This window comes from Leucobacter sp. BZR 635, from assembly GCF_048061935.2.
In the GTDB taxonomy this organism is placed as follows: Bacteria; Actinomycetota; Actinomycetes; order Actinomycetales; family Microbacteriaceae; genus Leucobacter.
Map to the genome: position 1 here is coordinate 15,470 of NZ_JBLUNZ020000023.1, position 25,217 is coordinate 40,686.

26 protein-coding genes and 1 tRNA gene are annotated in these 25,217 nt (G+C 66.3%); 14 read left to right on the forward strand and 13 right to left on the reverse strand.

From position 1 onward, the window contains the following. Window positions 1–5 precede the first annotated feature (5 nt). A complete protein-coding gene (locus tag ACI1US_RS04045) occupies window positions 6–1,304 on the forward strand; it encodes an ATP-dependent DNA helicase (RefSeq protein ID WP_416550032.1) in 1,299 nt (432 codons plus the stop codon). Window positions 1,305–1,308: 4 nt separating this feature from the next. On the opposite strand, the gene ACI1US_RS04050 is transcribed toward ACI1US_RS04045, so the two are convergent. The 6 genes from ACI1US_RS04050 to ACI1US_RS04075 all read right to left on the reverse strand — a co-directional run bounded on the left by ACI1US_RS04050 (window position 1,309) and on the right by ACI1US_RS04075 (window position 6,213). After that, window positions 1,309–1,806 carry a glutathione peroxidase gene (locus tag ACI1US_RS04050; RefSeq protein WP_416550031.1) on the reverse strand — a complete coding sequence of 166 codons (498 nt, stop codon included), beginning with the start codon at window positions 1,804–1,806 and terminating at the stop codon, window positions 1,309–1,311. Window positions 1,807–1,956: 150 nt separating this feature from the next. After that, window positions 1,957–2,667, reverse strand: coding sequence for a hypothetical protein (locus ACI1US_RS04055; protein WP_461638348.1), 711 nt, complete (start codon window positions 2,665–2,667; stop codon window positions 1,957–1,959). Beyond that, complete coding sequence (locus ACI1US_RS04060) at window positions 2,664–3,590, reverse strand: ABC transporter ATP-binding protein (RefSeq protein ID WP_461638350.1); 927 nt, start codon at window positions 3,588–3,590, stop codon at window positions 2,664–2,666. Before ACI1US_RS04060 ends, ACI1US_RS04055 begins: the two co-directional genes overlap by 4 nt. A gap of 8 nt (window positions 3,591–3,598) precedes the next feature. Beyond that, window positions 3,599–3,991, reverse strand: coding sequence for a GntR family transcriptional regulator (locus ACI1US_RS04065; protein ID WP_461638352.1), 393 nt, complete (start codon window positions 3,989–3,991; stop codon window positions 3,599–3,601). Between the two features lie 198 nt (window positions 3,992–4,189). Further along, entirely contained in the window at window positions 4,190–5,317 is a 1,128-nt protein-coding gene (locus ACI1US_RS04070; RefSeq protein WP_461638354.1) for an ABC transporter permease, read from the reverse strand. Beyond that, window positions 5,314–6,213, reverse strand: a complete 900-nt coding sequence (locus ACI1US_RS04075) for an ABC transporter ATP-binding protein (RefSeq protein ID WP_461638355.1) — start codon at window positions 6,211–6,213, stop codon at window positions 5,314–5,316. Before ACI1US_RS04075 ends, ACI1US_RS04070 begins: the two co-directional genes overlap by 4 nt. 146 nt (window positions 6,214–6,359) lie before the next feature. On the opposite strand from ACI1US_RS04075, the gene ACI1US_RS04080 reads away from it, so the two are divergent. Next, on the forward strand, window positions 6,360–7,703 hold the full coding sequence (locus tag ACI1US_RS04080; RefSeq protein WP_461638357.1) for a sensor histidine kinase: 1,344 nt from the start codon (window positions 6,360–6,362) through the stop codon (window positions 7,701–7,703). Next, window positions 7,700–8,497 (forward strand): response regulator, encoded by a 798-nt coding sequence (locus ACI1US_RS04085; protein WP_461638359.1) that lies wholly within the window; start codon window positions 7,700–7,702, stop codon window positions 8,495–8,497. Before ACI1US_RS04080 ends, ACI1US_RS04085 begins: the two co-directional genes overlap by 4 nt. A gap of 240 nt (window positions 8,498–8,737) precedes the next feature. Here the strand turns inward: ACI1US_RS04085 and ACI1US_RS04090 are convergent, their stop codons facing one another. After that, window positions 8,738–9,823 carry a biliverdin-producing heme oxygenase gene (locus ACI1US_RS04090; RefSeq protein ID WP_461638385.1) on the reverse strand — a complete coding sequence of 362 codons (1,086 nt, stop codon included), beginning with the start codon at window positions 9,821–9,823 and terminating at the stop codon, window positions 8,738–8,740. A gap of 155 nt (window positions 9,824–9,978) precedes the next feature. Here ACI1US_RS04090 and ACI1US_RS04095 point away from each other — a divergent pair, with 155 nt between their 5' ends. The 3 genes from ACI1US_RS04095 (at window position 9,979) to ACI1US_RS04105 (ending at window position 12,100) form a co-directional block, all read left to right on the forward strand. Then, window positions 9,979–11,187 carry a serine hydrolase domain-containing protein gene (locus tag ACI1US_RS04095; RefSeq protein ID WP_461638361.1) on the forward strand — a complete coding sequence of 403 codons (1,209 nt, stop codon included), beginning with the start codon at window positions 9,979–9,981 and terminating at the stop codon, window positions 11,185–11,187. 87 nt (window positions 11,188–11,274) lie between these two features. Next, window positions 11,275–11,348: transfer RNA gene (locus ACI1US_RS04100), tRNA-Gly, on the forward strand. Window positions 11,349–11,584: 236 nt separating this feature from the next. Then, complete coding sequence (locus ACI1US_RS04105; protein WP_461638363.1) at window positions 11,585–12,100, forward strand: methylated-DNA--[protein]-cysteine S-methyltransferase; 516 nt, start codon at window positions 11,585–11,587, stop codon at window positions 12,098–12,100. Window positions 12,101–12,115: 15 nt separating this feature from the next. On the opposite strand, the gene ACI1US_RS04110 is transcribed toward ACI1US_RS04105, so the two are convergent. The 3 genes from ACI1US_RS04110 to ACI1US_RS04120 form a co-directional block, all read right to left on the reverse strand. After that, window positions 12,116–12,784 carry a TrmH family RNA methyltransferase gene (locus ACI1US_RS04110; RefSeq protein WP_461638365.1) on the reverse strand — a complete coding sequence of 223 codons (669 nt, stop codon included), beginning with the start codon at window positions 12,782–12,784 and terminating at the stop codon, window positions 12,116–12,118. Window positions 12,785–12,811: 27 nt separating this feature from the next. After that, a complete protein-coding gene (locus ACI1US_RS04115; protein ID WP_461638367.1) occupies window positions 12,812–13,438 on the reverse strand; it encodes an excalibur calcium-binding domain-containing protein in 627 nt (208 codons plus the stop codon). A gap of 85 nt (window positions 13,439–13,523) precedes the next feature. Then, window positions 13,524–14,693: a MalY/PatB family protein gene (locus ACI1US_RS04120; protein ID WP_461638369.1), complete on the reverse strand. Its 1,170-nt coding sequence runs from the start codon at window positions 14,691–14,693 to the stop codon at window positions 13,524–13,526. 392 nt (window positions 14,694–15,085) lie between these two features. Here ACI1US_RS04120 and ACI1US_RS04125 point away from each other — a divergent pair, with 392 nt between their 5' ends. Together ACI1US_RS04125 and ACI1US_RS04130 are read left to right on the forward strand one after the other, a co-directional pair. Beyond that, complete coding sequence (locus tag ACI1US_RS04125; protein WP_461638371.1) at window positions 15,086–15,718, forward strand: winged helix-turn-helix domain-containing protein; 633 nt, start codon at window positions 15,086–15,088, stop codon at window positions 15,716–15,718. 106 nt (window positions 15,719–15,824) lie between these two features. After that, window positions 15,825–16,553 carry a DUF4870 domain-containing protein gene (locus ACI1US_RS04130; protein ID WP_461638373.1) on the forward strand — a complete coding sequence of 243 codons (729 nt, stop codon included), beginning with the start codon at window positions 15,825–15,827 and terminating at the stop codon, window positions 16,551–16,553. Here ACI1US_RS04130 and ACI1US_RS04135 read toward each other — a convergent pair. The 3 genes from ACI1US_RS04135 to ACI1US_RS04145 form a co-directional block, all read right to left on the reverse strand. Then, window positions 16,531–16,923, reverse strand: a complete 393-nt coding sequence (locus tag ACI1US_RS04135; protein WP_461638375.1) for a TIGR02611 family protein — start codon at window positions 16,921–16,923, stop codon at window positions 16,531–16,533. The two genes, ACI1US_RS04130 and ACI1US_RS04135, sit on opposite strands and share 23 nt — an antisense overlap. Window positions 16,924–17,043: 120 nt before the next feature. Continuing rightward, on the reverse strand, window positions 17,044–17,754 hold the full coding sequence (locus tag ACI1US_RS04140; RefSeq protein ID WP_461638377.1) for a cache domain-containing protein: 711 nt from the start codon (window positions 17,752–17,754) through the stop codon (window positions 17,044–17,046). Beyond that, window positions 17,744–18,574: a FadR/GntR family transcriptional regulator gene (locus tag ACI1US_RS04145; protein WP_416549941.1), complete on the reverse strand. Its 831-nt coding sequence runs from the start codon at window positions 18,572–18,574 to the stop codon at window positions 17,744–17,746. Before ACI1US_RS04145 ends, ACI1US_RS04140 begins: the two co-directional genes overlap by 11 nt. 155 nt (window positions 18,575–18,729) lie before the next feature. On the opposite strand from ACI1US_RS04145, the gene ACI1US_RS04150 reads away from it, so the two are divergent. The 6 genes from ACI1US_RS04150 to ACI1US_RS04175 form a co-directional block, all read left to right on the forward strand. Then, entirely contained in the window at window positions 18,730–19,806 is a 1,077-nt protein-coding gene (locus tag ACI1US_RS04150; RefSeq protein WP_416549942.1) for an ABC transporter ATP-binding protein, read from the forward strand. 77 nt (window positions 19,807–19,883) lie between these two features. Further along, entirely contained in the window at window positions 19,884–21,065 is a 1,182-nt protein-coding gene (locus ACI1US_RS04155; protein ID WP_416549943.1) for an extracellular solute-binding protein, read from the forward strand. Between the two features lie 75 nt (window positions 21,066–21,140). Continuing rightward, entirely contained in the window at window positions 21,141–22,025 is an 885-nt protein-coding gene (locus tag ACI1US_RS04160) for an ABC transporter permease (RefSeq protein ID WP_416549944.1), read from the forward strand. A gap of 15 nt (window positions 22,026–22,040) precedes the next feature. Beyond that, window positions 22,041–22,844: an ABC transporter permease gene (locus ACI1US_RS04165; protein WP_416549945.1), complete on the forward strand. Its 804-nt coding sequence runs from the start codon at window positions 22,041–22,043 to the stop codon at window positions 22,842–22,844. 132 nt (window positions 22,845–22,976) lie between these two features. After that, on the forward strand, window positions 22,977–24,704 hold the full coding sequence (locus tag ACI1US_RS04170; RefSeq protein WP_461638381.1) for a DHA2 family efflux MFS transporter permease subunit: 1,728 nt from the start codon (window positions 22,977–22,979) through the stop codon (window positions 24,702–24,704). Between the two features lie 8 nt (window positions 24,705–24,712). After that, a partial coding sequence (locus ACI1US_RS04175) for a MarR family winged helix-turn-helix transcriptional regulator (RefSeq protein ID WP_461638383.1) occupies window positions 24,713–25,217 on the forward strand: 505 nt, incomplete at its 3' end.

The window sequence follows — 25,217 nt, forward strand, 5'->3', positions numbered from 1 at the left end:
TTCGAGTGTCTCGCCCAGATCTCAGCCCGCAACAGCTCGCCGTCTACGAGCGCATCGAGCATACGCGCGAACACATCTTCGTGACCGGTCGGGCAGGAACCGGCAAGTCCACGATCCTCAACCACCTCTCGTGGAAGACGTCAAAGATCATTGCGGTCTGCGCACCCACCGGTGTCGCGGCGCTGAACGTGGGCGGGCAGACGATCCACTCGCTGCTGCGCCTCCCCACCGGCGTCATCGCGGATCACGACCTCGACCAGCCCGCCGAGCTCAAGAAGATGCTCGCCTCGATCGACACGCTCATCATCGACGAGATCTCGATGGTGTCGGCGGATCTCATGGATGCGATCGACCGCTCCCTTCGGCTCGCGCGCGGCAAGCGGCACGACCCGTTCGGCGGCGCACAGATCATCATGTTCGGCGACCCGTTCCAGCTGCCGCCGGTGCCGCCGCGCGACCCGCACGAGCGCGCCTACTTCGACGACACCTACCGCTCGCTCTGGTTCTTCGACGCGAAGGTGTGGCAGGAGAATCCGCTCGACGTCATCGAACTCACCGAGGTGCACCGGCAGAGCGACGACCGCTTCAAACAGATCCTGGGGGCCGTGCGCTACGGCGTCGTCGACGAGTCACAGGCGAACGAGCTCAACTCCGCGGGCGCGAGGCAGGCACCCCGCGACGTCATCACGCTCGCCACGACGAACGCGACCGTGAACCGAATCAACGCGGAGCGGCTCGCGGGGATCAAGGGATCCGCGCTGAAGGCCGCCGCCGAGATCACGGGCGAGTTCCGCGAAAACACCTACCCCGCCGACGAAGTCCTCGAGCTCAAGCAGGGTGCGCAGGTCATGTTCCTGCGCAACGACCCCGACGGGCGCTGGGTGAACGGCACCATCGGCACCGTCTCCAAGATCGAGGGCACCGTCTGGGTGGACGTCGGCGACGAGGAATACGAGGTCGAGCCGACGACGTGGGAGCGGTTCCGCTACCGCTACGACGCCGAGACGAAGAAGCTCGAAAAGGAGGTCGTCGCGGAGTTCGAGCAATTCCCGCTGCGGCTCGCCTGGGCGGTCACGATCCACAAGTCACAAGGGCACACCTACGACGCCGCGCACATCGATCTCGGGCCCAGGGCATTCAGCGCCGGACAGACGTACGTCGCGCTCAGCCGGGTGCGCTCCCTCGACGGCCTCTACCTTGCCAGGCCCCTGCAGCCGCGTGACGTGATCGTCGACCCCAATGTCGTGCGCTTCTTCTCGGAGCGCAGGCCGGAGGCTGCAGTGCCGTCGAGCTCTTCGGCGTAACTCGCTACGGCCGCAGGGCGTCCTCGATCGCCTCGCGAATCATCGGATCGTCTGGCTCGACCGAGGAGCGGAAGCGGCGGATCCGTGGAGCGCTCCCGTCTGCGGGGTCTGCCTCGACAACGAACTTCTCAAAGTTCCAACGCACGAGGCCCGCAGCCCCCGACCAGTCCTTGCCGCGCCGCAGCTCTTTGAACAGTGGCGCTGCGCCACGGCCGTTCACCTTGCCCTTCGCGAGCAGCGGGAAGGTGACGCCGTAGTTCAGCGAGCAGAACTCTGCGATCTCCTCGTTGCTGCCCGGCTCCTGCATGAGGAACTGATTGCACGGCATACCGAGGACCGTCAGCCCCTTCGGGCCAAACTCTTGGTGGAGCGCCTCGAGGCCTGCGTACTGCGGAGTGAAGCCGCACTTCGAGGCGACATTCACGACGAGCGCCGGGCCGGGAGCGAGATCGCCGAACTTCCCGGTCTCTCCGTTTGCCAACTGCACTTCAATGTTCCGCATGATGCCTCCTGGTTTCTCGCACGATGCTTGCTGCCTACGGTACTCCCCTGAGCCGGGCTCGTGCTCCGAGATAGCGAATCAAGCGGATCAAGGGGCGCGTGATCGGTGGCGCTCAGCCCAGAGCTTCGCCGGGCTGAGCGCCGCGGGGAGCTAGCGCACCGATGCCCTACGCATCACGAGCCAGGTGCCGAGCAGCGCGAGGAGCGCGATCCCGATACCGACAACGGCGATGATCGGCCTGGTGACTGCGGCGATGATCTCTTCCGAGTAGGGAACGAAGACAAACAGCAGCCCGGCGAGCACAACCGCGAGCACGAGCGCCGTCAGCAGCGGCCCCTTCGACCCGAAGCGCACCCACACCCCGCCGAAGAAGCCGCCGATCGAGACCGACACGAACGTGAGCAGGAACGCGGTGACGACCAACACGAGCGGGTTGCCGTTGCCGAGAACTGACACGTCAATCGCATACACATTCGCGAACCAGTGGTCGGTGGCGAGTTCGAGCCCAAGCAGCACGAGCAGCAGCAGCGCGACGTAGGCCGAGAGGATGACGTTCGCGAGCGCCGTACCCCAGACATACGAGCGGCGGGTCGCCCCGAGCGCAAGCGCGAACGGATAGGTCGTCGCGATCGCCTGCACGCCGTAGTAGATCAAGAAGCCGGGCAGTGCGAACACCATGGCGTTGTTCAGCCGCACGATGTCGAGGTACTCGCCCATCCCGCCGAAGACTTCAGCGCGCTGCAGGATCAGGGAGACCAGCGCGGTGACCAGCATCACGGTTCCGACGATCTGCGCTGGCGCGCTGAACATCGCCTGCGGCTTGTTCAGGTGCAGCCGGGTGACCTTCACGAGTGATTTCATGCGCCTACCTCCTGAGCCAGCGTCGCGTTCGGGGGTGTGCTGCCGGGGCTCTGCTCGCGGTCGAAGCCGTACGCAGAGACGAGTTCCTGCAGCGAAACGGAGCCGAGCTCGACGCCACCGAGCTCGGCGGCCTCGCGGTCGGCCCGGCTCGGGGCACCCTCGACGACGAGCGTTGCGAGCCCGCCGACTCTGTGCGTCGACAGCACGCGCCGCCCCGCAACGTATGCCTCAACCGCCGCAACGGGTCCTGCCACCGAGTGCGCGGCGCTTCGCAGCTCGTCGACGTCTGCGTCCTGCACCACGCGCCCCCGCTCGAGGATCACGACGCGCTCGAGCAGCCGATCCATCTCGTCGATGAGGTGCGTCGACAGCACGATGGTGCGCGGCACCGCCTGATAGTCGCGCAGCAGCACGTCGTAGAAGTATGAGCGCGCGGTCGCGTCGAGGCCGAGGTACGGCTCATCAAAGAACGTGATCGGGGAGCGCGAGGCGAGCCCGAGCACGATGCCGAGCGAGGAGAGCTGGCCGCGCGAGAGCTTCGTAATGTCGGTCTTCGCCGGGATCCGGAAGAGGCCGACGAGTTCGTCGGCGAGCTCCTGGCTCCAGTTCGGGTAGAAGATGCGGGCGGCGCGCAGCGCATGCTTCAGGCGATAGTTGTCGGGGTAGCGCTGGTTGTCGCGGATGAAGCAGAGCTTCTCGAGCACCTTCGCGTGCTCGAACGGCTGCTCGCCGTCAATGAGCACCTCTCCCGAGGTGGGGAGCACCTGCGCTGTGGCGAGAGCCATGAGCGTGGTCTTGCCCGCGCCGTTGCGCCCGAGCAGGCCCGTGATCGTGTTGGCGTGGATCTTGAGCGTCACGTCGTCGAGCGCGCGGGTGTCACCGTACGCTCGCGTGAGGCCGCGGGTTTCAATCGCGTAGGTCATGAGAGTTCTCAATCTGTGGTTGGCGGGGCGCTGTCGGAAGCGCCGCTGGGCTGGGCATTCGCGATGAGGCGGATCAGCGCCTCCCTGTCGAGCCCAATGGTTCGAGCCTCCGCGAGGAGGGGCTCGATAAAGTCTGTGGTGAAGCGGTGTCGCCGCTCTGCGGCAACGCGCTCAATAGCGCCCTCGGCGACGAACATGCCAATCCCGCGCCGTTTGACGAGGATGCCCTGGTCAACGAGCAGCCCGAGGCCTTTGCCCGCGGTCGCCGGGTTGATCCGTAGGTATGCGGCGAGCTCATTCGTCGAGGGAACCTGCTCGCCCTCCGCGTACCTGCCGCGCAGAATATCGTCGACGATGCCCTCGGCGATCTGCTGGAAAATCGGCCTGGAGTCTTCGAACACGCGCTACCTCGATCTTCGCGGACTGTTACTTCTTCTCTGCATCCTATCCACCTCCCTGGTTCATTACTTCACTAATGAACCTACGAGGCTACGTCCCCGTTGTCAACACGCAAAGCACAACGCAGCAGCCCCCGGGAATCCCGAGGGCTGCTGCGTTGTGCGCACAGGGCGCATTGGGCGCGAATCGCGAAGCGGGCGTTAGCCCTTGAACGCCTCCGAGAACTTCACGCGGGCGCCGGTCTTCATGATCGAGTTTTCGTAGATGCGTGAGCCGATCCAGAGCACGATCGCGATCGAGACGGCGAGCACCCCGAGCGAGAGGATCGGTTCCCACCACGCCGCATCCCCGTAGTAGAGCCGGATGGGCATCGCGGTCGGTGCCGAGAACGGCACGTAGCTCATGATCGCGAGCACCTGCGGGTTATCGAAGAAGAAGATAATGAGGAAGAACGGGGCCATCACGAGCAGCATCACCGGGCTCGTGACCGAGCCGATGTCCTCCTGCCGCGAGACGAGCGCCGCGGCCGCCGCGTACATTGCCGCAAGCAGCACGAAGCCGAAGGCAAAGAGAATGGCGAACCAGATGAGCGCGGTTCCGAGTTCGCCGAGCAAGATGTCTTGGCCGGTCGCGAGCATGCCGACGGCGGCGAGCGCGACGGTCGCGACCACCATACCCAACGCGAGGATGCTGTTGCCGAGGATCTTGCCGGCGAGCATGGTGCGCGCCGAGATCGTCGCGAGCAGGATCTCGACGATGCGCGTCTGCTTCTCTTCAACGACGCTCTGCGCGATCGTCATGCCGAAGGTGAGCGCGGTCATGTAGAACACCATGCCGAAGCCCATCGCGATGAGGTAGCCGAGCATGAAGCTCGTCTCGCTCGGATCGAGCAGTTCGATCGCGGGGGCCGCCGACAGCGCCTGGAGCACGTCGGTCGGCGGGGAATCGTTTGCGATGACGGTCAGCCCGACGGGGGTGTCGCCGCCGTCGACGATTGCGGCGTCAACATCGCCGTCGCGGACGAGCTGTTCGGCAGCGGCGCGGTCAGCGACCGCGGTCACCTCAAAGCCGTCGCCAAGCTCAGCCTGCGCTCCCGCCACAACAGCGACCTTCGTGTCGGAGCTGCCGAAGCCGCCCTGTGAGACGAGCCCGCCGATGACGACGCCCGCGAGCACGACGATGAGGAGGATCGCGTTCGAGATCACGAACGCCTTGCTCTTCAGCCGCGTCATGATCTCGCGCTCGGCGACGATCCACGCCCCCTGCGCGGGACTGAGCTGGCGGTGCGTCGCGCTCGGGCGAAGCGAGTGGGTCTGTGGTGCGCTCACTGGATGACCTCCCTAAAGATCTGGGCGAGAGATGGGGTAACGGGGGCGAAACTCCGAACGACGGTGTCGCTGAGCTGCACGGCGTGCGTGAGCACGGCCTGCGCCGCCTCGTCACTGTCGGTCTCGAACCGTGCGAAGCCGCCGTCGAGGTGCGTCACCGAGACGCCCGGCTGCTCGCGCACCCAACCGGCGTCGGCTGCGGATCCGGCAAGGTCGAGCTCGAACACGCGCCCGGCGTGCTCTGCACGGAGCCCCTCGCGGGAGCCCTGCGCGCGGATCTTGCCGCCGCCGATGACGACGACGTCGTCGCAGAGGCGCTCGACGATGTCGAGCTGGTGCGAGGAGAACAAGACCGGAGCGCCCTGGGCCGCGTAGTCCTGGAGCACGCCGAGGACGACCTCAACCGCCATCGGGTCGAGACCCGAGAACGGCTCGTCGAGCACGAGGGCAATCGGTTCGTGCACGAGCGCCGCGGCGATCTGCGCGCGCTGCTGGTTGCCGAGCGACAGGCTTTCAAGGTGATCGCCCGCGCGCTCGCCGAGCCCGAGCCGGTCGAGCAGCCCGGTTGCTGAAGCTTTAGCGGCCGCCGTGGACATGCCGTGGAGGCGGCCCAGGTAGATGAGCTGATCGAGCACCGCCATCTTCGGGTACAGGCCACGCTCTTCCGGCATGTAGCCGAAGCGTGATCGATCCCCCGCGGTGAGCGGCTGACCGTTCAGGCTCACCGTGCCGCTATCGGCAGCGAGCACCCCGAGAATAATGCGCATCGTCGTCGTCTTGCCAGCGCCGTTCGCGCCCACGAAGCCCGTCATTCGCCCGCTCTCGACGCGGAAGTTCACGTCGTCGAGCACCTGGCGGTCGCCGAAGCTGCGGGAAACTCCTGCAATGTCGATCATGTTGCTCCTTTCGTTACTCCCAGGTTAGGAGTCGCGTCGTGCCGCGCACCTCCCCCGCACGGCGGAACCGCCTCCGCCACTCGGCCCGTTTCGCTCCGCCCCGCGGTGGAAGCGCCACGGCCGGGCGAGCGCCTACGCTTACAGATATGAGAGAGCCATCACTGACTGCGGCCCCCGCATGGGCGAGACCCCGGCCCGGTGCGGACGGCCTCCGGTTCGATGTCCTCCTCGCGGTCGTGCTCGCGGTCGGCGCGACGACCACCTCACTGCTGTACGCCCGCACGGGCATCTACGGCAGCACGCCGGAATTGTGGGTGTGGATCCTCGGCCTCGCACTCGCCACGCTGCCGCTCGCGCTGCGCCGGGTAGCACCGATCCCCGCCATGCTGGTTGTCGCAGTCGGGTTCTTCGTGTGCGGGCAGTTCGGCGTACCCGAGGTGCTCATCGTGAACATTTGCCTGTTCATCGCGATCTACACGGTGACCGCGTGGGAGCCGCGCCGCGCGCTCGCCACCTGGATGGTGCTCGGCGTCACCTGCGCGATGCTCGTCTGGCTCGTCATCTCACTCATCCTCGCGTCGTCCGCAGATGACGTCGGTGAAATCTTCCCCGGGGCACGCTCGGGAATCTTCTCGGCGTACGCGACATTCGCCGTGATCCAGATCATCACCAACCTCTTGTACTTCGGCGGCGCGATCGCCTTCGGTCAGCGCGCCTGGCTCGCCGCGCGCACGCAGGCGAAGCTCGAGGCACAGGGCAAGGAGCTCGAGCTTGAGCGCCAAACGAGCGCGGCGCAGGCTGTCGCGCTCGACCGCATCGCCGTCGCCCGCGAACTCCACGACGTCGTCGCGCATCACGTCTCGGTGATGGGGATCCAGGCGGCCGCAGCTCGGCGCACCCTCGAACGCGATCCCGCCACAGCGGCCGCTGCCCTGGAGATTGTCGAGGAGAGCGCACACACAACCGTCGCGGAGCTGCGCGGGCTCGTACACACCCTCCGCACCCCCGAGAATGAGGGGAGCTCGAGCACCATCGGCATCGCGCAGATCCCGCTGCTCGTCGCGGAGTCACAGCGAGCGGGCACCCCGACGACCTTCATCGTCGCGGGCGAGGCACGGCCCGTGCCGCTGCTCGTCGACGTCGCGCTCTACCGCATCGTCCAGGAGGCCCTCACGAACGTGCGCAAGCACGCGGGGCGCGGAGCGGAGGCCGTGGTGCGGCTGCGGTTCGCGAGTGACGCCATCGAGATTGAGGTGAGCGACGACGGCATCGCCCGCCGACTCACCGGCGCCGGTGAACTCACGTCGGGCGTCCCGTCTGGCAGAGCCGGGCTGGGGCTGCGCGGCATGCGCGAGAGGATCGGCGCGGTCGGCGGCAGCGTGTCAGCCGGACGGCGCGAACGCGAAGGATTCATGGTGCGCGCGCGGGTGCCACTCGCCGAGCGCGCGGAAACCCCAACACCCCCACAAACAGGACGGACTCAGCCGTGACAATTCGCGTGCTCCTCGCAGACGACCAGGCGCTCGTGCGCTCAGGGTTTCGCATCATCCTCGAGTCCGAGCCCGACATCGAGGTGGTTGGGGAGGCCGAGAACGGGGCGCAGGCCGTCGAGCTTGCCGCGCAGCTCAGCCCCGACGTCATCTGCATGGACGTCGAAATGCCTGAGATGAACGGCATCGAGGCCTCACGGCGAATCCTTGGAGCGGCTTCTGGATCCCCCGCTGACACCCCCGCCGTGCTCGTGCTCACCACCTTCGGCCACGACGCGTACCTCTTCGACGCGCTCGCGGCAGGGGTGAGCGGCTTCCTGCTGAAGACGTCGCGCGCCGAGCAGCTCATCGATGCGGTCCGCGTGATCGCGGGCGGTGGGTCGCTCCTCGGCCCCGAGGTCACCGGTGCAGTGCTCGCGCGGGTGCGCGGGGCCGAGGCAGCGGAAGCGGCCCTCGCCCCGACTGGACCGGGGGCGTCCGCGGGCGCTGGAGCTGGCGCCGCCAGTGTCGCCTCGCCCGACGTCTCTCCCGGTGCCTCGCCCGACGCCTCTCCCGGTGCCTCGCCCGACGCCGCTGCCGATTCGGCACTCGTGAGCGCGATGGATGCGGCGGGCCTCACCGCCCGCGAACGCTCAGTGCTGCTGCTCCTCGCAGAGGGCCAGACGAACGCGGAGATCGCGAGCAAGCTATTCCTCGGCGAGGCGACCGTGAAGACGCACCTCTCAAACGTGCTGCAGAAACTCGGGGTGCGCGACCGGCTGCAGGCCGTCGTCTGGGCGCACACCCGCGAGTAGCACCTCCGCTCTTGGCACGTCGAGGGGCTCCCTCGGCCGCGCGCACGATTGAGGCGCGAAAGCGTCCCGCCGCTCTCCCGCGCGGATCGGGCAGCCAGCACGACCTTGATCGAGAGCTACACGGCCCCGAGTTATCTATTCCGCCCCGTGTTTGGCCCGCACAAGAGTCGGTCCAAATGAATGGCGGCAGTGAGGATGCCCGAGACGGCTCGCCGCACCACGGCGGCGGAGAAAGAGCAGTTAGGCCGCGGCCTGCTTCAGCGCGGTGAGGTCAACGAAGATCGCGGTGTTGAAGGCGTACGCCGCGCGCACCTCTTCGACCATGCGCTGCTGCTCTTCCTCGCTGAGCGTTTCGCCGAGCGCGTCGAGGCCGTCGCGGTAGGTCTCCTTGAACGCCTTGAGGTCGCCGAGCGACTCGAAGTCGTAGAACGCGATGCCCGCGCCGTCAAAGCCGTGCTGGCGAGCAACGCGCTTGGCGATGATCTGACCGCCCGAGAGGTCGCCGAGGTAGCGCGTGTAGTGGTGCGCGATGATGCCAGCGATCCAGCCCTCCGCTGCGACCTCGCGCATGCGTGCCGCGTACGCCGCGGTCGCCGCAACCGGGCTGATCTCTTCACGCCAGTTCGCCCCGAGCAGGTGCTCGAGGTCGATCTCGAGCGTGGCCATGCGCACGAGCGCCTCAGGGTGCAGCGCCGCGTAGGCGGGGTCTGCGGAGAGCTGCTGGGCAGCCTCCTCGAGCGCTTCGTACATGAAGAAGTGCTGCGCAACGAGGTCGATGTAGTCCTGCTTCGAGGCGACACCGCGCATGATGTCTTCCATGAAGTTCGCGCCCTCACTGCTCGAGTGATCAGACCACGAGCTCTCGCGAACCACGCGCGAGAACGGCTTCGGGCCGTCTGCTGCGTCGTCAGCGGCGTGCGGGTTGCCGCCGTGCGGGTTGGATCCGTGCGGGTGTGCCCCACCGTGAGGATTCCCGTGGCCGTGGCCGCCGTGTGCGTGCTCCCCGTGGCCTGCGGCCTCAGGGCTCTGATGCTCGTCGCGCGCGGGCACGCCCAGCTTCGCGCAGGCTGCCTTGTAGAGCTCGACGACCTGGCGGCGAATCTGCGGTCGATCGGAGATCGGTGCCATCGGCCAGTCGACACGAAGCTCGTGCTCGCCAGCGGCGTCGGTGACCTTCCAGACCCCAGCGTTGGCGTCGAGGCCGACCATCGCACTCGCAGTCGCCTCCGGGTAGCCAAATGCCTTCGCGATGAGCAGACTGTCATCGAGATGGTCATCATTCATGTGGCCCGTAACGGCAGAGATCACTGCGGCATCAAAATTCATCACATCTTTCATTCTACGCACCCGTTGCGCTCAGCGACACTGAGAGTCGCACAGAGTATCATCGAGGGATTCGTGCTCCCGCGCGCCTGCGGGTCGAGATTGGCGGTTTCGTGTTTTCCAGAGTCAAACGAGTTGGCCCTATTGCGGCTCTCAGCATGCTCGCTGTCGTGGGCCTCACCCTCACTGCGTGCACGAGCAGTTCCGCGGGTTCAGGGAACTCAGACCAAAACTCAGTCAGCCCTGAGCTCGCTGCCGCGGTCGACGGTGCCGTCGAGAACGCGCTCGCGCTCAGCGGATCCACTGAGGCGGTTATTGGCGTGTGGCAGAACGACGACGCCGCCTACGTTCGCGGATACGGTGAGGGAGTCTCGGCCAAGACCACGTTCCGTGGCGCACAGACCACCCAGCCCGTCGTCTGCGCGCTGCTGCTCGATCTCGTCGGCTCAGGCCAGTTGGAGTTGGATCGCGAGGTCGCCAAGGATCTTCCGCGCCAGCCAGGGATCGCCGGCGTGACCTACGGGCAGCTGTGCGACCAGACCTCGGGGCTCGCCGACTACAACCGCGGCCTCACGGATCGGTTCACCAACGTTCCGGCGCGCTCGTGGCCTGAGCAGGAGCTCATCGCGAACGGACTCGCGCGCTCACCGCTCGCGTGGCCAGGTAAGAACGTCAACCTGTCGGACACGAATGCGCTGCTGCTTGACCGGGCGATCCGCCTGAACTCGCGTCAAGACACCGCGGAGCTCCTGACCCGCCGCGTCTTCGATCCCGCCGGAATGGGTGCCACGTCGTACCCCGAGAACTTTGCGGAGACCGAGATCCCTTCGGGCAGCATGACCCCCACCGCCTACCCCGTAGCGGGCGGCACCCCACTCTGCGAGGCGGGCGTCACCGAGATCACCGAGCTGTCACCATCGATGGTTCGCGGCGCGGGCGCAAGCCTCACTACGGTGACCGACATCAAGGATTTCTACTCGAAGTACCTCTCGGGCGGCTTCGGTGGCGAGAAGGCTTCGAAGGAAGTGACGGAGTTTCTGCCGGCAGAGAACCCGGAGCGTGACGAGAACGGCGAGCCGACCTCCGAGCCCGACACCGAGGGGCGGCAGATTGGTTTCGCCGTCGAGAAGATCGGTCCGCTCATGGGGCGCGCAGGCGTCATGACCGGCTCGATCACCGCGGCGTACTCTGACCCCACAACCGGGCTCTCGGTTGTTGTTGCGCTGAACAACTCGTCGGCTGGCCCCAGCTTCGCGCAGGCGCTCGCGTTCCAGCTCGCGGCGCTCACCGGCGCTGAGCTGCCGTGGTCGGCGGAGGATCAGGGCGCGCTGCTCACTGAGCGCGCCGTCTGCCAGACCGAGGGATAAATTGTTGGGGCGTGCCGTTCGTGTTCCGAGCGGCACGCCCGATTCTGCTACGCTCTAACGGTCGGGAGTTCATCCCGGTCGCCCCTCGGGGCCGTCGTCTAATGGTAAGACATTAGCTTCCCAAGCTAAGAACGCGGGTTCGATTCCCGTCGGCCCCTCCACATACGCCCAACACACGGCGCTCCGCTTCTCGGTGCGGCCATCAGGCATGCCGCCGCGCTCGTTTCCTGAAGCCCCGCATGAATCCCGCAAGCCCCGTTTAATTCATTCCGACCCGTTTTCAGCCCTCGCAAGGGTCGGTCTGAATTAATCGGGGCAGGGAGGATGCCGGGGCGGATCCCCGCGGGGCACTGGGCGCACACCTTCACATGCGAGGAACCGCATTACACTTGTCGCCATGGGCACCAGGCACGGATTGTTCGCGACCTCCCTCGGCGAGCTGCTGCTCGTGGCAGAGGGCCCCGCAATCGTCGGCCTCTATTTTGCCGATCATCGCTACCCGCCACACCCCGAGGAGATCGGGGAGGATCTTGGCTCGGAGCCCGACGACGCCCCCCTCGGAGAGGCCGCGAGGCAGCTTCGGGAGTACCTCAGCGGGGAGCGCACCGAGTTTGCCCTCGCCCTCGCGCCCCGCGGCGACGAGTTCTCGCAGCAGGTCTGGGCGCTGCTCGGTAACCTCCCCTTCGGCACGACCACCACCTACGGCGAACTCGCCGTAGCGCTCGGTAATCGCGCGCTCGCGCAGCGCGTGGGGCAGGCCGTCGGCCACAACCCGCTGTGCGTGTTGATCCCCTGCCACCGGGTGCTCGGAGCCGACGGCTCGCTCACCGGCTACGCGGGCGGGCTCGACCGCAAGCGGGTACTGCTTACACTCGAGGAGCCCGCCCCCGAATCCGCAGGCAGGCTCTTCTAACCGGGCCTCGCGCAGCTAGCCGCGACGCGGCGCGAGGGGCGAGTGCTGGGTCACCCAGGAGTACATCGTGACGGCCGCGGCGGCGGACGCGTTGATCGAGCGGGTGGATCCGTACTGGCTAATCTCGACGACCGCTTCGGCTGCGGCGAGCGCCTCCTCCGAGAGGCCCGGGCCCTCCTGCCCGAACAGCATGACGCAGCGCTCGGGCCAGTCGAAGGTCTCCATCGGCACGCAGCCGGGAACGTTGTCGATCGCGATGACGGGGATCCCCTCGGCGGCAGCCCAGGCGACGAGTGAGGCGATGTCTTCGCGGTGTTCGACGTGCTGGTACCGGTCGGTGACCATGGCCCCCCGCTTGTTCCAGCGGCGGCGGCCAACAATCTGTACGGTTTCGGCGGCGAAGGCGTTCGCGCTGCGCACGATCGAGCCGATGTTCATGTCGTGCTGCCAGTTCTCGATGGCGACGTGGAAGGGGTGGCGCTGCTCGTCGAGGTCGGCGACGATTGCGTCCATGCTCCAATAGCGGTAGCGGTCGACGACGTTGCGACTGTCGCCGTGCTCCAGCAGCTCCGCGTCGTAGTGCGCTTCGGCCGGCCACGATTCCCGCCCGCCTGGCCACGGCCCGACCCCGGCGGTCGTGCGCTCGGGGTGGGTGTCGGTCTCGGGGTTCGGGTTCTCGCTCACCCAGCTATTCTCGCAGGCAGCGGAGCTCTAGGACTCACACCCCACTCCGTCGCCATCGCGGTCGAGGTGCCTCCCATACCCGGGGTCGCCCGCGTACACCGGGGCAGCGCCCGCGTTTCTGGCGGCCGTGCAGTTCGCGTAGTAGGCCGCCGGGACTGGTTCAGGCGCGGGAGGCGCCGCAAACGGGATCGGCTCGGGCGCGGGGCCGGAGTCCACAGGAGCGGGTGCCACGGCGTTCAGCGCAGCAGCGGCCTCGGTGGCGGCCTGCGCTTCGACAGCCTGCGCTTCGACCTCCTTCACCTGTGCCTGCAGCTGCTCAATCTGCGCCTGCAGCTCACTGATCTCGCCGTCACGTTTCTTCACGAGCGCCACGCTGCTGTCGCGCTCCGCCTCGGCCTCTCCGAGGTCCTCAATCGCCGCGGAGTTCTCTCCCCGCAGGTGTTGAACACTGTCAGAGAGAGTCTGCTCAACGGTCCTGAGCTCCTCGAGCTCTGACTTGGTATCTGTCGCTGCGGTTGCGCTGCCCAGCGACAACCCGATGAGCCCTGCGAGTACAGGGATGCCAATGGATTTCAGCTTGGCCTTTTTCGCGGACTTCTTCTCCACGGGGTCTGGTGCCTGCGGCATCTGCTGTGTCTGTGGCTGAAAATCCATGCTGGTGCGCCCCTTCGTGAGCTGACCGGGCTGCGCCCGGACCCGACAATCTTCAGCTCACAGTAGAGGCATTGGATACAAATAGCTAGTTGGCGCGGAGGGCCCTGCCCATCCGTTCGATTGCCTCACGCATGAGCGGGCGCGGCATCGCAAAGATGAAGCGGCCGCTTCCGACGCCGGCCTCACCACAGGCACCGCCATCAGTGAGCCCGACGCCCGCGTGCTCGCGGAAGAACGCTGCCGGGTTCGCGAGGCCCACGCCCCGGAAGTCGAGCCAGCCGACGTAGGTAGCTTCGGGCACCGTGAGCTTCACGCCGGGGAGGTGCTCTGCGACAAGCTCGACGAGTTCGTCACGGTTACCCTCGAGGTAGGCCACGGTCTCCGCGAGCCACTCGTCGCCCTCGGTGTAGGCGGCGGTACTTGCGATAATCCCGGGGGTCGCTGTGCCGCGGCCCGCCCAGTGGGCAAGCTCGGTCATGCGCCCCTGGTCGGCAGTGTTCGACACGACGATCTGGGCGCACTTCAGGCCGGGAATGTTCCAGGCCTTTGAGGCGGCTGTGCCGGTGATGGTGTGACCGGCGGTCGTCGGGTTGATCGTCGCGTAGGGCACGAGCTCGGCCCCCGAGTACACGAGGGGTGCCCAGATCTCGTCGGAGAACACTCGGCCATCGTTGCGCTCGACTACCTCGCTCACCGCGAGCAGTTCGTCGCGCGTGAACACCCGACCGAGCGGGTTAAAGGGGTTACAGAGCAGGAGACAGTTGCCGCCCGCATCGAACGCTGCCTGCAGCCCGTCGAGATCAAACGACCACACACCGTCGACCTCGAGCATCGGCACTTCGATGACCTCGCGGCCGATCATGCCGGGAACGGTGAGAAACGGCATGTACGAGGGCGTCGGGACGATCACCTTCGACCCGGGCCGGGAAAAGTGGGCGATCGCGACCTCGAGGGCGGTGATCACGTCGGGGACAGGAAAGACGTCCGCGGGCGTTGTTGCCCAGCCGTGATGGCTGTTCAGCCTGCTCGAGGTCGCCTCTTTCAGCGCTGACGTATATCGCGGGGGCGTGTACCCGAAGGCGCCCTCGTCTACGGCGACGTGGAGCGCCTCGGTGATCGCCGGGGCCACACCGAAGTCCATCTCTGCGATGAATGCGCCCATCACGTCGGGATCATCCCACTTCGTACCGCCAACGATTCGAAGATCCTCAGCGGTAATCGCATCGACTCTGGCTGCGAATGACTCGGTACTCATGCGGGGATGTCCTTCCAAGGGATACTGCGTTCTTGCCATTCTCGTTGATCTCGGCCGCGAAGGCACGCTTGTATTACGCCAGATTGAGACAGGTGTGCCGCAGTTGCCGCTTGACACGAACGCGTGGCAGCCGTAACTTATCGTTATGCATACTTTCGTTCGCACCCAGTCCGCCTCCGAGGTGAACTTTGGGATTACCGGCATGATGATGTCCGGTCGCGAAGGTATGTGCTGCCGAATGTGCAACTAACTGCCACACACGTTCCACCGTTTCTGGCTTCCGGCTCTGCAGGGCTTCAGCGATCCTCTGATCGCGTTTCTTGCCCTCCGCCTGGAACAGCCGCATACATTCGCAGCAAGGCTCCGCATGGGAGCACCAAAAGGACTTCATCATGGCTACCATCACCACCACCCAGCGCCCCTCCGAGACTGAGGTTCGCGGCTTCGCCCTTTACGTTGGTCTCTCCGAGGAGAAGCTGAACTCCGCAGACCCGAGCATCGGCGCCGTCGTTAACGAGATCAAGCGCCTGGTCGCCCAGCTCGCACCGAACGCCGAAACCTATGCCGCAGTCGCCCTCGCCCCAGAGGGCACGGGCGGCCGTGACGTCGATGTCGTGCGGCTCGCCCTCGGAGACCCCGCCGCCGCACACGCCCACCGGAAGCCGCAGGCTGACGAGGATCGCGCAAGCAGCGGCGTCGTACTCGACCTGTCACGCAAGCGCGTGCTGCTCGACAACGTCCCGGCAAACCTCACCTTCCGCGAGTTTGAGCTGCTGCAGTTTCTCGTGCTCCGTGAGGGTCGCACTGTCGGCCGCGAGGAGATCATCGAAACCCTGTGGGCTGGCGCGGAAGACGAAGAGATCCCGAGCGCACGCACGATCGACGTGCACATCCGCCGGCTGCGGGTCAAGCTCGCCCACTACCAAGACATCGTGCGTACCGTTCGCGGAACCGGCTACCGCTTCGACCGCCACGCAGACGTCGCGATTCTTCCGGCTTCTTCGCCCAGCCCAGATTTCATCTAGGCGGCATAGCCGCTAGGCGGTAGTCTCGAAGCACCCGGCGCGGATCCACCACCTACTGGCTGTCCGCGTCGAGCGCACACAGGTACGAGCAACGAACGGACTTCCGATGACGACGCTTCCTCCAGAGGGCAACGAGCAATCCGACGGGACACCGAACGAGGTTCCACAGACCCCGACGGACACCCCGGACCAGACCTTTGGCGCGCCCGAGACACCACTCGGCGAGTCCCCAGCCGCTGGCGAGAGCGCGGGGAGCATCCCGCCGCCGCCCGCGCCGCCCGCTTCCCCCGGTTACGGGGCCCCGCAGCAGCCCGGTTACTCCGCACCGCCGCAGCCCGGTTACTCCGCACCGCCGCAGCCGGGTTACTCCGCGCCGCCACCAGGCTACTCGGCTCCGCCGCCCGGCTACTACCAGCCGCAACAGCCCCAGCAGCCCCAGCAGCCCCCATATTTTCAGGGGCAGCAGCAGTACCAACAGCAGTACCCACAGGGGCAGCAGCCGCAGAATCCGCTCCAGAACCTCACGGCTAACTACTGGCTCTCGGTGTTCTTCTTCTGGATCCCGGCGCTGATCTTCTTCCTCGTCGAAAGCCCTCGGGCGAGCCCGCAGGTGCGCGCGCTGCACGCGGCAAACCTGAACTTCTCGCTCCTGCGCACCGCGCTGTTGCTCTTCGGCTGGGTACTCTTCATCATTCCTGGCATCGGCTCATTGGTGCTGACCCTCGCCCACATTGCTGGGTTCGTGTTACACATCATCGCCGCGACAAAGGTCACCGAGACCTACCAGCGCGGTGGAACGGATCCGTTCCTGTTTAACGCTCCGATGGTGAAGTAGCGGGCCCAGTTCCCTCCGCGCCAGCCGCCGCAGCGCGTTTCTTCGCTGCGCGGTTGGCGCGCCACGCATTCCACCGCTCCCAGAAGCGGGCGAGCGTGCGTCGCAGCCACCCCAGAATCCGCCGCGCCCAGTGGTACTCGGAGCCCAGCACGGTGAGCCCGATAAACACGACGAGCCAGCCGGGGCCGGGCAGCGGCACGAGGATCAGCCCGACGATCGAGATCAGCGCGCCGAGCACGGTGATGATGATGCGGTAGATGAGATCGAGCCAGGGGTACTTGCGAATCCAGCCGCGCCAGCGCGCCATAAATCGCGCGATGGGCTGCCCCAACCGCCTCGCCTTATCGGCGTCGTCCTCTGGTCTCGTCACGTGGGAAATCGTATAACGGGGTCTCTGCGAAAGTCCCTGTGTTTCAGGGCTCAACCAGGGTTGCCTCAGGGTTGAGGCAGGGTGAAATCCTGGGCCACGCGGGCCGTCTGGTCGCGCGTGCTACTTCGGGGCGACGAGCGCAAACGGGTAGCGCTCCGAGCGCACCACGAGTACCGGGTCTGCGCCGTCGGGCGCTGGCGTTGCGTCGAAGCCGGGGAAGCGGTCGCCGGTCTCGCGGTCAGGATCGGTCGAAACCACGACCCTGCCGTGAGCGTTGACGAGCGCGGCTCCCGCGACCTCGCTGATGCCCGGCAGAAGACACTCTTCAATGCGGGCAATGAGCACGTCTGCGCAGGCCACACCCCAGAACTCGCCGTCGACCACGACGGGCATCGACGAGGTGAGGGTGATCTCGTTGGAGCACAGGTAGTCCACGAAGGGGCCGGCGACGTGCTGCTTTCCCGTCTGCTTCGGCACCCTGAACCACTCAAGCCGCTCGAGGTCGATCGCGGCCTGGCCGGGCCCGAAGGTCGACGAGGCAAGCAGGTGCCGGTCGGCTCCCTGCCACCACGCAAGCGGGTTACCTTCGCTCACTACGGCGGCGCTGCCGCAGAAGCCTGCTCCGTAGAGCGGACGGTCGGCGGTGTCGAGCACGCCGAAGGCTCCCTCGCGCATCAGCGTGGCGAGAGCAGTCCCGGTCATCGGGAGGTTTCCGCCGCGCAGCTCCTCGACGAGGTTCGGGATCCATGTCGCGAGCGGTGCAAATACGCCATCGAAAAAAGTGTCGATGCCGGCGATGCCCTCCGCCAGCTGAGTCGCCTCATTGCTCATCTCGTGTCTCCCGTTCGCGTCGTCTGCGTCGCGCCTCAAGTGTGCCACGAAGATCGGAGTCTTGGGAGCCCGCGAGTAGTTCCGCGCGGAAGGCGATGAGCCAGCGTACCGAACCCCGCACGCTTTCGCGCACCGCGGCACGCGCCAACTGCACATCTCCGGATTTCGTCGCCTCCACCTGCGCGACCACCGCCGCATGGGTGAGCTCGCGGGCTTCGTCGTCGAAGTCTTGCAGGGCGAGCAGCGGAGTGAACTCGGTTTGGAGCCTGACGTGCTCGTTCGTGAGCCGCACCGACTGGCTGAGTGCTGCAAGCTCGAGCTGCACCTCGGTCACGCGCCTGCGCCACTGGAACACGGGCGCGTCGCGCGATTCGGCGAGCACGTCGGCGACGATCTGCAGCTCCTCCTCGGTCGCACGCAGGCACGCGTACTCGGCGCACGCGGCCGAGATAACCTCGTAGTGCACGCCTAGGTCGGCGATCGCGACGCGCGGCTCGTCGAGCAGCGCGCGGGCATTCACCTCTTCGACGGCGGCCTGGCTGGGGCGCACGAAGCTGCCACCGTTGCGGCCGCGTCGCGTCTCGATGAGCTCGCGGTGGCGGAGCTCGCTGAGCGCCTCGCGCACCGTGACGACGGCGACGCCGAGCAAGGTGGAGAGTTCGTTCTCGCTCGGCAACCGCTCGCCCTCGGTAAAGGCACCCACCGAAATGGCCTGGACGAGTCGCGACACAACCATGTCGGCGCGCCCCTCCTCGCCGATGGGCGCGAAGGCCGCCGTGCGGAGCCGACTCGGGGTCGCGCCGGGCACTGCTGTGTTCAAGGGCGCGCCTCCGTTCAGGGGCCGAGAGTGGGCCCGCACCCCTAAGCGTAATCAAAACGTGACGCCGAAGATGGGTTTGTGCTTAAAACATCTAATCCCCTATGTTAAAGTTCTAACCGACCTGATCGACAACGACGTTGAGGAGCAGTGGCGACATGGCCCACACCCCAAGCACCGAGCACACGAGCGCAGTTTCCCTGCGCGGCGTAGAAAAATCATTCGGCGAAGTCACCGCGGTGAAAGATCTCGACATCGAGATTCGCGCCGGCGAGTTCTTCTCCATGCTCGGCCCCTCCGGCTCCGGCAAGACCACCGTGCTCCGCATGATCGCGGGCTTCGAAGAGCCCACCGCGGGCGAGATCCTCCTCCACGGCAGCGACGTCACCCGCTCGGCCCCCTTCGACCGCGAGGTGAACACGGTCTTCCAGGACTACGCGCTCTTCCCGCACTACACGATCGCCGAGAACGTCGCCTACGGCCTCAAGGTCCGCGGCCTCGCAAAGTCTGAGCGCGAGAAGCTCGTCACCGAAGCCCTCGAGCAGGTGCAGCTCGGCCACGTTGCCGGCCGTCTCCCCTCGCAGCTCTCCGGTGGCCAGCGCCAGCGCATCGCGCTCGCCCGCGCCCTGATCCTCCGCCCGAAGGTGCTGCTGCTCGACGAGCCGCTCGGCGCGCTCGACAAGCAGCTGCGCGAGCACATGCAGGTCGAACTCAAGCAGATCCAGCGCGACGTCGGGATCACCTTCATCTTCGTCACCCACGATCAGGAGGAGGCGCTCACGCTCTCCGACCGCGTCGCGGTGTTCAACAACGGCAAGATCGAGCAGGTCGGTTCGCCCCGCGAGGTCTACGAATTCCCCCAGACCGAGTTCGTTGCCGGCTTCCTCGGCGTCACCAACCTGCTGCCCGCAGAGCTCTCCGCTCGCCTCCTCGGTACGTCGGCGACGCACAGCCTCCGCCCCGAGCGCGTCCACATCGCCGATGCAACCGCGCCCGTCGAGCCCGGCGTCATCGCGCTGCCCGCCACCGTCGCAGAGACCGTCTACGCCGGCGCGCACACCCGCTACCTGCTCGACACCGCAGACGGCACGCGCATCATCTCGGAGAAGCAGAACTCGCACACCCCGCGCACCGAGGCGAGCATTCGCCGCGGCGACGCCGTGAGCGTGCGCTTCGAGGCGAGCCACGCAACCGCGATTCCCACGGCAGCCGCGAAGGCTCCGCAGCACGCGTAGCTCAGCTCCGCGCTGCCTCCCGCTTCACGTCCAACACCGCTTCACCTCACCACTCATCCCCCTACAAAGGAGTACCGATGAACAAGAAACTGCTCGCAGCACCAATCGCCATGGCGGCGGTGCTCGGCCTCGCCCTCACTGGCTGCTCGTCCGACAGCGGCGCACCCGCCGGTGACGGCGGACTGCAGATCGATGTCCCCGAGATCCCGGCCATCGAAAAGCTCGGCGAGAACGAAAAAGAACTGAACATCGTCGCCTGGTCGGGCTTCGTCGAGCCCGCCTGGGCCGACAAGTTCACCGCCGACACCGGGTGCGTCGTCAACCGTAAGGTGGCAGCGACCTCCGACGAGATGGTGCAGCTCATGCGCACCGGCGAGTACGACCTCGTCTCCGCCTCAGGCGACGCGAGCCTCCGGCTCATCGTCGACGGCAATGTGCAGCCGCTCACCACCGAGCTCATCCCGAACTTCTCTGACGACATCGTTGAGGGCATGAAGGGCCAGCTCTACGACACCCTGAACGGCAACGTCTACGGCATCCCGATCGGCCGCGGCGCAAACGTCCTCGAATACAACAGCGAGGTCGTCACTGAGGCTCCCGACAGCTGGGACGTCGTGTGGGAGAAGGACAGCCCGTACGCCGGCAAGATTGCGGCATACGACAGCCCGATCTACATCGCGGATGCAGCGATCTACCTCATGGAGCACGAGCCCGACCTCGGCATCACAAACCCGTACGCGCTCGACCAGGAGCAGCTCGAGGCCGCAACCGAGCTCCTCAAGCAGCAGAACAAGATGGTCTCCGAGTACTGGTCACCCGCAACGAACGTGACCTCCTTCACCGGCGGCAACTCGGTCGTCGGCACCTCGTGGGAGGTGCTGCGCAAGGCGACGCAGGACGAGAAGTTCAAGAGCGTGCTTCCCAAGGAGGGCGCAACCGGCTGGTCTGACGCGTGGATGCTCGCAACCGACTCGAAGAGCCCGAACTGCGCATACGCGTGGATGGACTACACCTCGGCACCCGATGTGAACGGCGCGATCGCCATGAACTTCGGCATGGGTCCCGCTAACGGCGCGTTCTGTGAGCTGGGCGACGAGGCGAAGGCGCACTGCGACTACTTCAACGCCACCGACGAGGAGTACTACAAGCAGGTGTGGTTCTGGACGACCCCCATCGACCAGTGCCTCGACGGCCGCACCGATGTGAAGTGCACGAACTACCAGGACTGGACCAACGCCTGGGCCACCGTTAAGGGCTAACCACCCGACTGTGGGGTGCCCTCGGGCACCCCACACCCCCTACTTTCTCCCCACACTCTGTCAGCGAGGACACCCGTGAGCATTCAGTCAGCTCTTCAACGCAAGCCGCGGCCCATCTCGACCGCGCTCCACCGACACCCGAAGGGTCGACTCGCGTCGCTCCTCACGCTCCCGATGGTGTGGCTCGTCGGCGTCTACATTCTGTCGCTCGCGATCATGCTCGTGACGGCGTTCTGGACGACCGATCCCTTCACTTCCCGCGTGAAGCCCGGCTTCACGCTCGAGAACTTCACGCAGCTCGCGACCGTGCCCGCCTACGGCATGACCGCACTGCGCACGCTCGGCATCGCGCTCGCGGTCACCCTCATCTGCGCACTGTTCTCGGTGCCGCTCGCGGTGTTCATGTCGCAGGTCGCTGGCCCGAAGCTCCGCGCGGTGCTCGCTGTCCTCGTCACGCTCCCCCTCTGGGCCGGGTACCTCGTGAAGGTCATCGGCATGCGCCTCGTCTGGACAGAGAACGGCTTCTTCAACTGGGCGCTTGAGCCACTCGGCATCTCCGGCCCCGGCCTCGGCGTGGTCACCGTGACGCTCACCCTCGTCTACCTCTGGTTCCCGTACATGGCGATCCCGGTCTACACGGCCGTCGCCCAGATTCCGCCGAACCTCTTCGACGCGGCTTCCGATCTGGGCGCCCGCGGCTTCCGCACGATCCGCACCGTTGTCGCACCGCTCCTGCTGCCTTCGCTCATCGCGGGATCCATCTTCACGTTCTCCCTCAGCCTCGGCGACTACCTCTCCGCGATGTACGTCGGTGGATCCACGCAGATGATCGGCAGCATCATCGCGCAGAACATCAACCTCAACCCGCCGCTCGCAGCCGCGTTCTCGTTCGTGCCGATCGTGCTGGTCATCGTCTACCTGGGGGCCGTCCGTCGCACCGGCGCCCTGAACAACCTCTGAGCGCAGGAGCAACCAATGCTACGACTGAATCGCGGAACCAAGATCGCGCTCGGCGGCGTCGCCGTCGTCGTGCTCGGGTTCCTCTACATCCCGATGTTCGTGATCATCATGAACTCCTTCAACTCGGGCCGAGTCTCCGGCTGGCCGATCCCCGGCTTCTCGCTCGAGTGGTGGGGCAAGGCCCTCACGAACCCGGCGATGCACGCCGCCTTCATCAACTCGGTGATTGTCGCCTCGATCGCGACCGCGTTCGCCCTCGTGCTCGGCACGCTCGCGGCCTTCGCCCTGCAGCGCTTCAAGTTCTTCGGGCAGCACACCGTGAACCTGCTCATCGTGCTCCCGATCACCCTCCCCGGCATCGTCACCGGTGTCGCGCTCTCGAACACCTACCACCAGGTGCTCAAGCCGATGGGGATCCACGTCGGGTACTGGGGCATGATCATCGCGCACGCGACGTTCTGTGTCGTGATGGTGTTCAACAACGTCATCGCACGCCTGCGCCGCATGAACCCGAACCTCGAGGAGGCCTCGGCAGACCTGGGTGCAGGCATCTGGCAGACGTTCCGGCTCGTCACCTTTCCGCAGTTCCGCCCCGCGTTCATCGCGGGTGGCTTACTCGCCTTCGCGCTGTCGTTTGATGAGATCGTCGTGACGATCTTTACGGCGCCACCTGGCACGGAGACGCTGCCACTCTGGATCATGAACCAGATGGGCAGGCCCAACGAGGTCAACCAGGTGAACGTCGTCGCGACGCTCATGATCCTCCTCTCGCTCATTCCCGTCTATTTCTCGCAGCGGGCGCAGCGCGCGGACACATAGGATCGCGGGGCGCGGGAGCGGGCGGTGGGAGTTTTCGGACTCACGCCGCCCGCTCCCGTCGTTAGTTGACTTGAATCAACCATCCCTTATATAGTTGACCGTCATCAACTTTCGTAAGGACCCCGTCACTCAATGAGCCGCACCACCCCCGCCGCCACAGCAGCAGACCCGACAGAGCCACTCGCCGGTCGGGCAAAGAACCTCGCCTTAGCAGGCATCTTCCTCGCGAACTTCGTATCAATGCTCGCGATGAACGTCGTTGGCACCTCAATGCCGATCATCATCGCCGACATCGGCGGCACACAGGCCTCCTTCACCTGGGTCGTCACCGCCACGATGCTCGCGAGCGCGATCGCCACCCCCATCTGGGGCAAACTCGCCGACCTGACGAGCAAGAAGGTGCTGCTGCAGCTCTCGCTCGTGATCTTCATCGTCGCCTCAGCGATGGCGGGCTTTGCTCAGGATCCGACCTGGCTCATCACCTTCCGCGTGCTCCAGGGCATCGGCGTCGGCGGCCTCGGCGCGCTCGGCCAGATCGTGCTCGCCGAAATCGTCAGTCCGCGCGAGCGCGGCAAGTACATGGGCATTCTCGGCGCCATCATGGCGGTCGCCACGGTCGGCGGTCCGCTGCTCGGCGGGCTCCTCACCGACACGATCGGCTGGCGCTGGAACTTCTACGTCGCAGCCCCCATCGCGATCGTCGCCATCGTCATGCTGCAGCGCACCCTGCACCTGCCGACGATCAAGCGCAAGATCCAGATCGACTACTGGGGCGCGGCCCTCATCTCGCTCGGGTTCTCAAGCATCCTCATCTGGGTGACGCTCGGCGGCCAGAACTTCCCCTGGTGGTCCTGGCAGACGGCCGTCATGGTCGGCGGTGGCATCGTCGCACTCGTCATCGCGGTGTTCGTCGAACTCAAGGTCGAAGAACCCCTCATCCCGATGACGCTCTTCCAGAACCGCACCTTCACGATGGCGGCAATCGCGTCGATCGCGGTCGGGCTCGCCATGATGGGCACGGCCGTCTTCCTCGGCCAGTACATGCAGCTCGCGCGCGGCCGCTCGGTCATCGAGTCAAGCTTGCTCACGCTCCCGATGATGGCCGGCGTGCTCATCTCGTCCACCATCGTCGGGCAGATCATCACCCGCACGGGCAAGTGGAAGCGCTACATGGTCGTCGGCGCGGTCGCGCTGCTCGCCGGGCTGCTGCTCATGGGGCAGCTCCGCCACGACACCAACTACTGGTACGTCGGCATCTCGATGGCGATGCTCGGCGCGGGCGTCGGCATGACCATGCAGAACCTCGTGCTCGTCGTGCAGAACACCTCGTCGCCCACCCAGATGGGTGCCGCGAGCTCCGCCGTCACGTTCTTCCGCACCGTCGGCGGCACGGCAGGTATCTCAGGAATGGGCGCGCTGCTCTCCTACCAGGTCACCGAGTACATGAAGGAGGGCCTCGCGAAGCTCCCGCCGAAGGATCTCGCGGGGGCCGAAGCACTCGTTGGCGGTACGCTGCCGAAGATCGCGGACCTCACCGAACCGATCCGCGACGTCGTTGAGTCGGCCTACGGCCACGCGATCGGCAACATCTTCCTCGCCGCGTCACCGGTCGCGGTCATCGCTCTCATCGCGATCATCTTCCTCCCGAACATTCCGCTCGACACGAAGAGTAACGCCGAGCGGATCGCCGAGCTGCAAGATGCAGAGGCTGGCTTAGCTACAGTAGAAGAGGCCGCTTCTGCCGAGGCAGCCTCTGGCCCGGAGCGCACCAGGCCCGTCGACCGCGTACTCGTCGACACCACGGGGCCGATCCTGCTGCCGAGCCACCGCCCCGGCACCGACCGCGAAACCAACCGATAGGACGAACGATGGCCTCCTCACCATCCGACGATGACATTATTTCTGGGATCATCTCGGAGTTCTCCGAAGCCTTCGCGTTCTCGCGGACCCGCTGGACCCGCTACGCCAACGAGGTGAGCCATGAGCTCAGCGGCATGAGCATGATCGTGCTGCAGATTGTGTTCCGCCGCGGCCCCATCACGGCGACCGGCATCGGGCACTGGCTGGAGATGGACAAGTCGCTCGTGAGCCGCCACGTCGCGAAGCTGCGGGAACTCGAACTCATCGAGGCGACCGAGTCGCCGGAGGACCGCCGGGTGCAGCTGCTCACCACGAGCGCCCACGCAAGTGAGCTCCTCAGCGGGGTGCGCGAGCGCTGGTCGAACGCCTACCGGGAGCGCCTCGCCGACTGGAGCGACGCGGAGCTTGAATCGCTCCGAGCCGGGCTGCATCGCTTTAACGCCTCGGCCGAGAACACCCCGGCCGATGGCCCCGCGGCGCGCTGCTCGCGCAACGCGAGCGAGGACGCGCAGG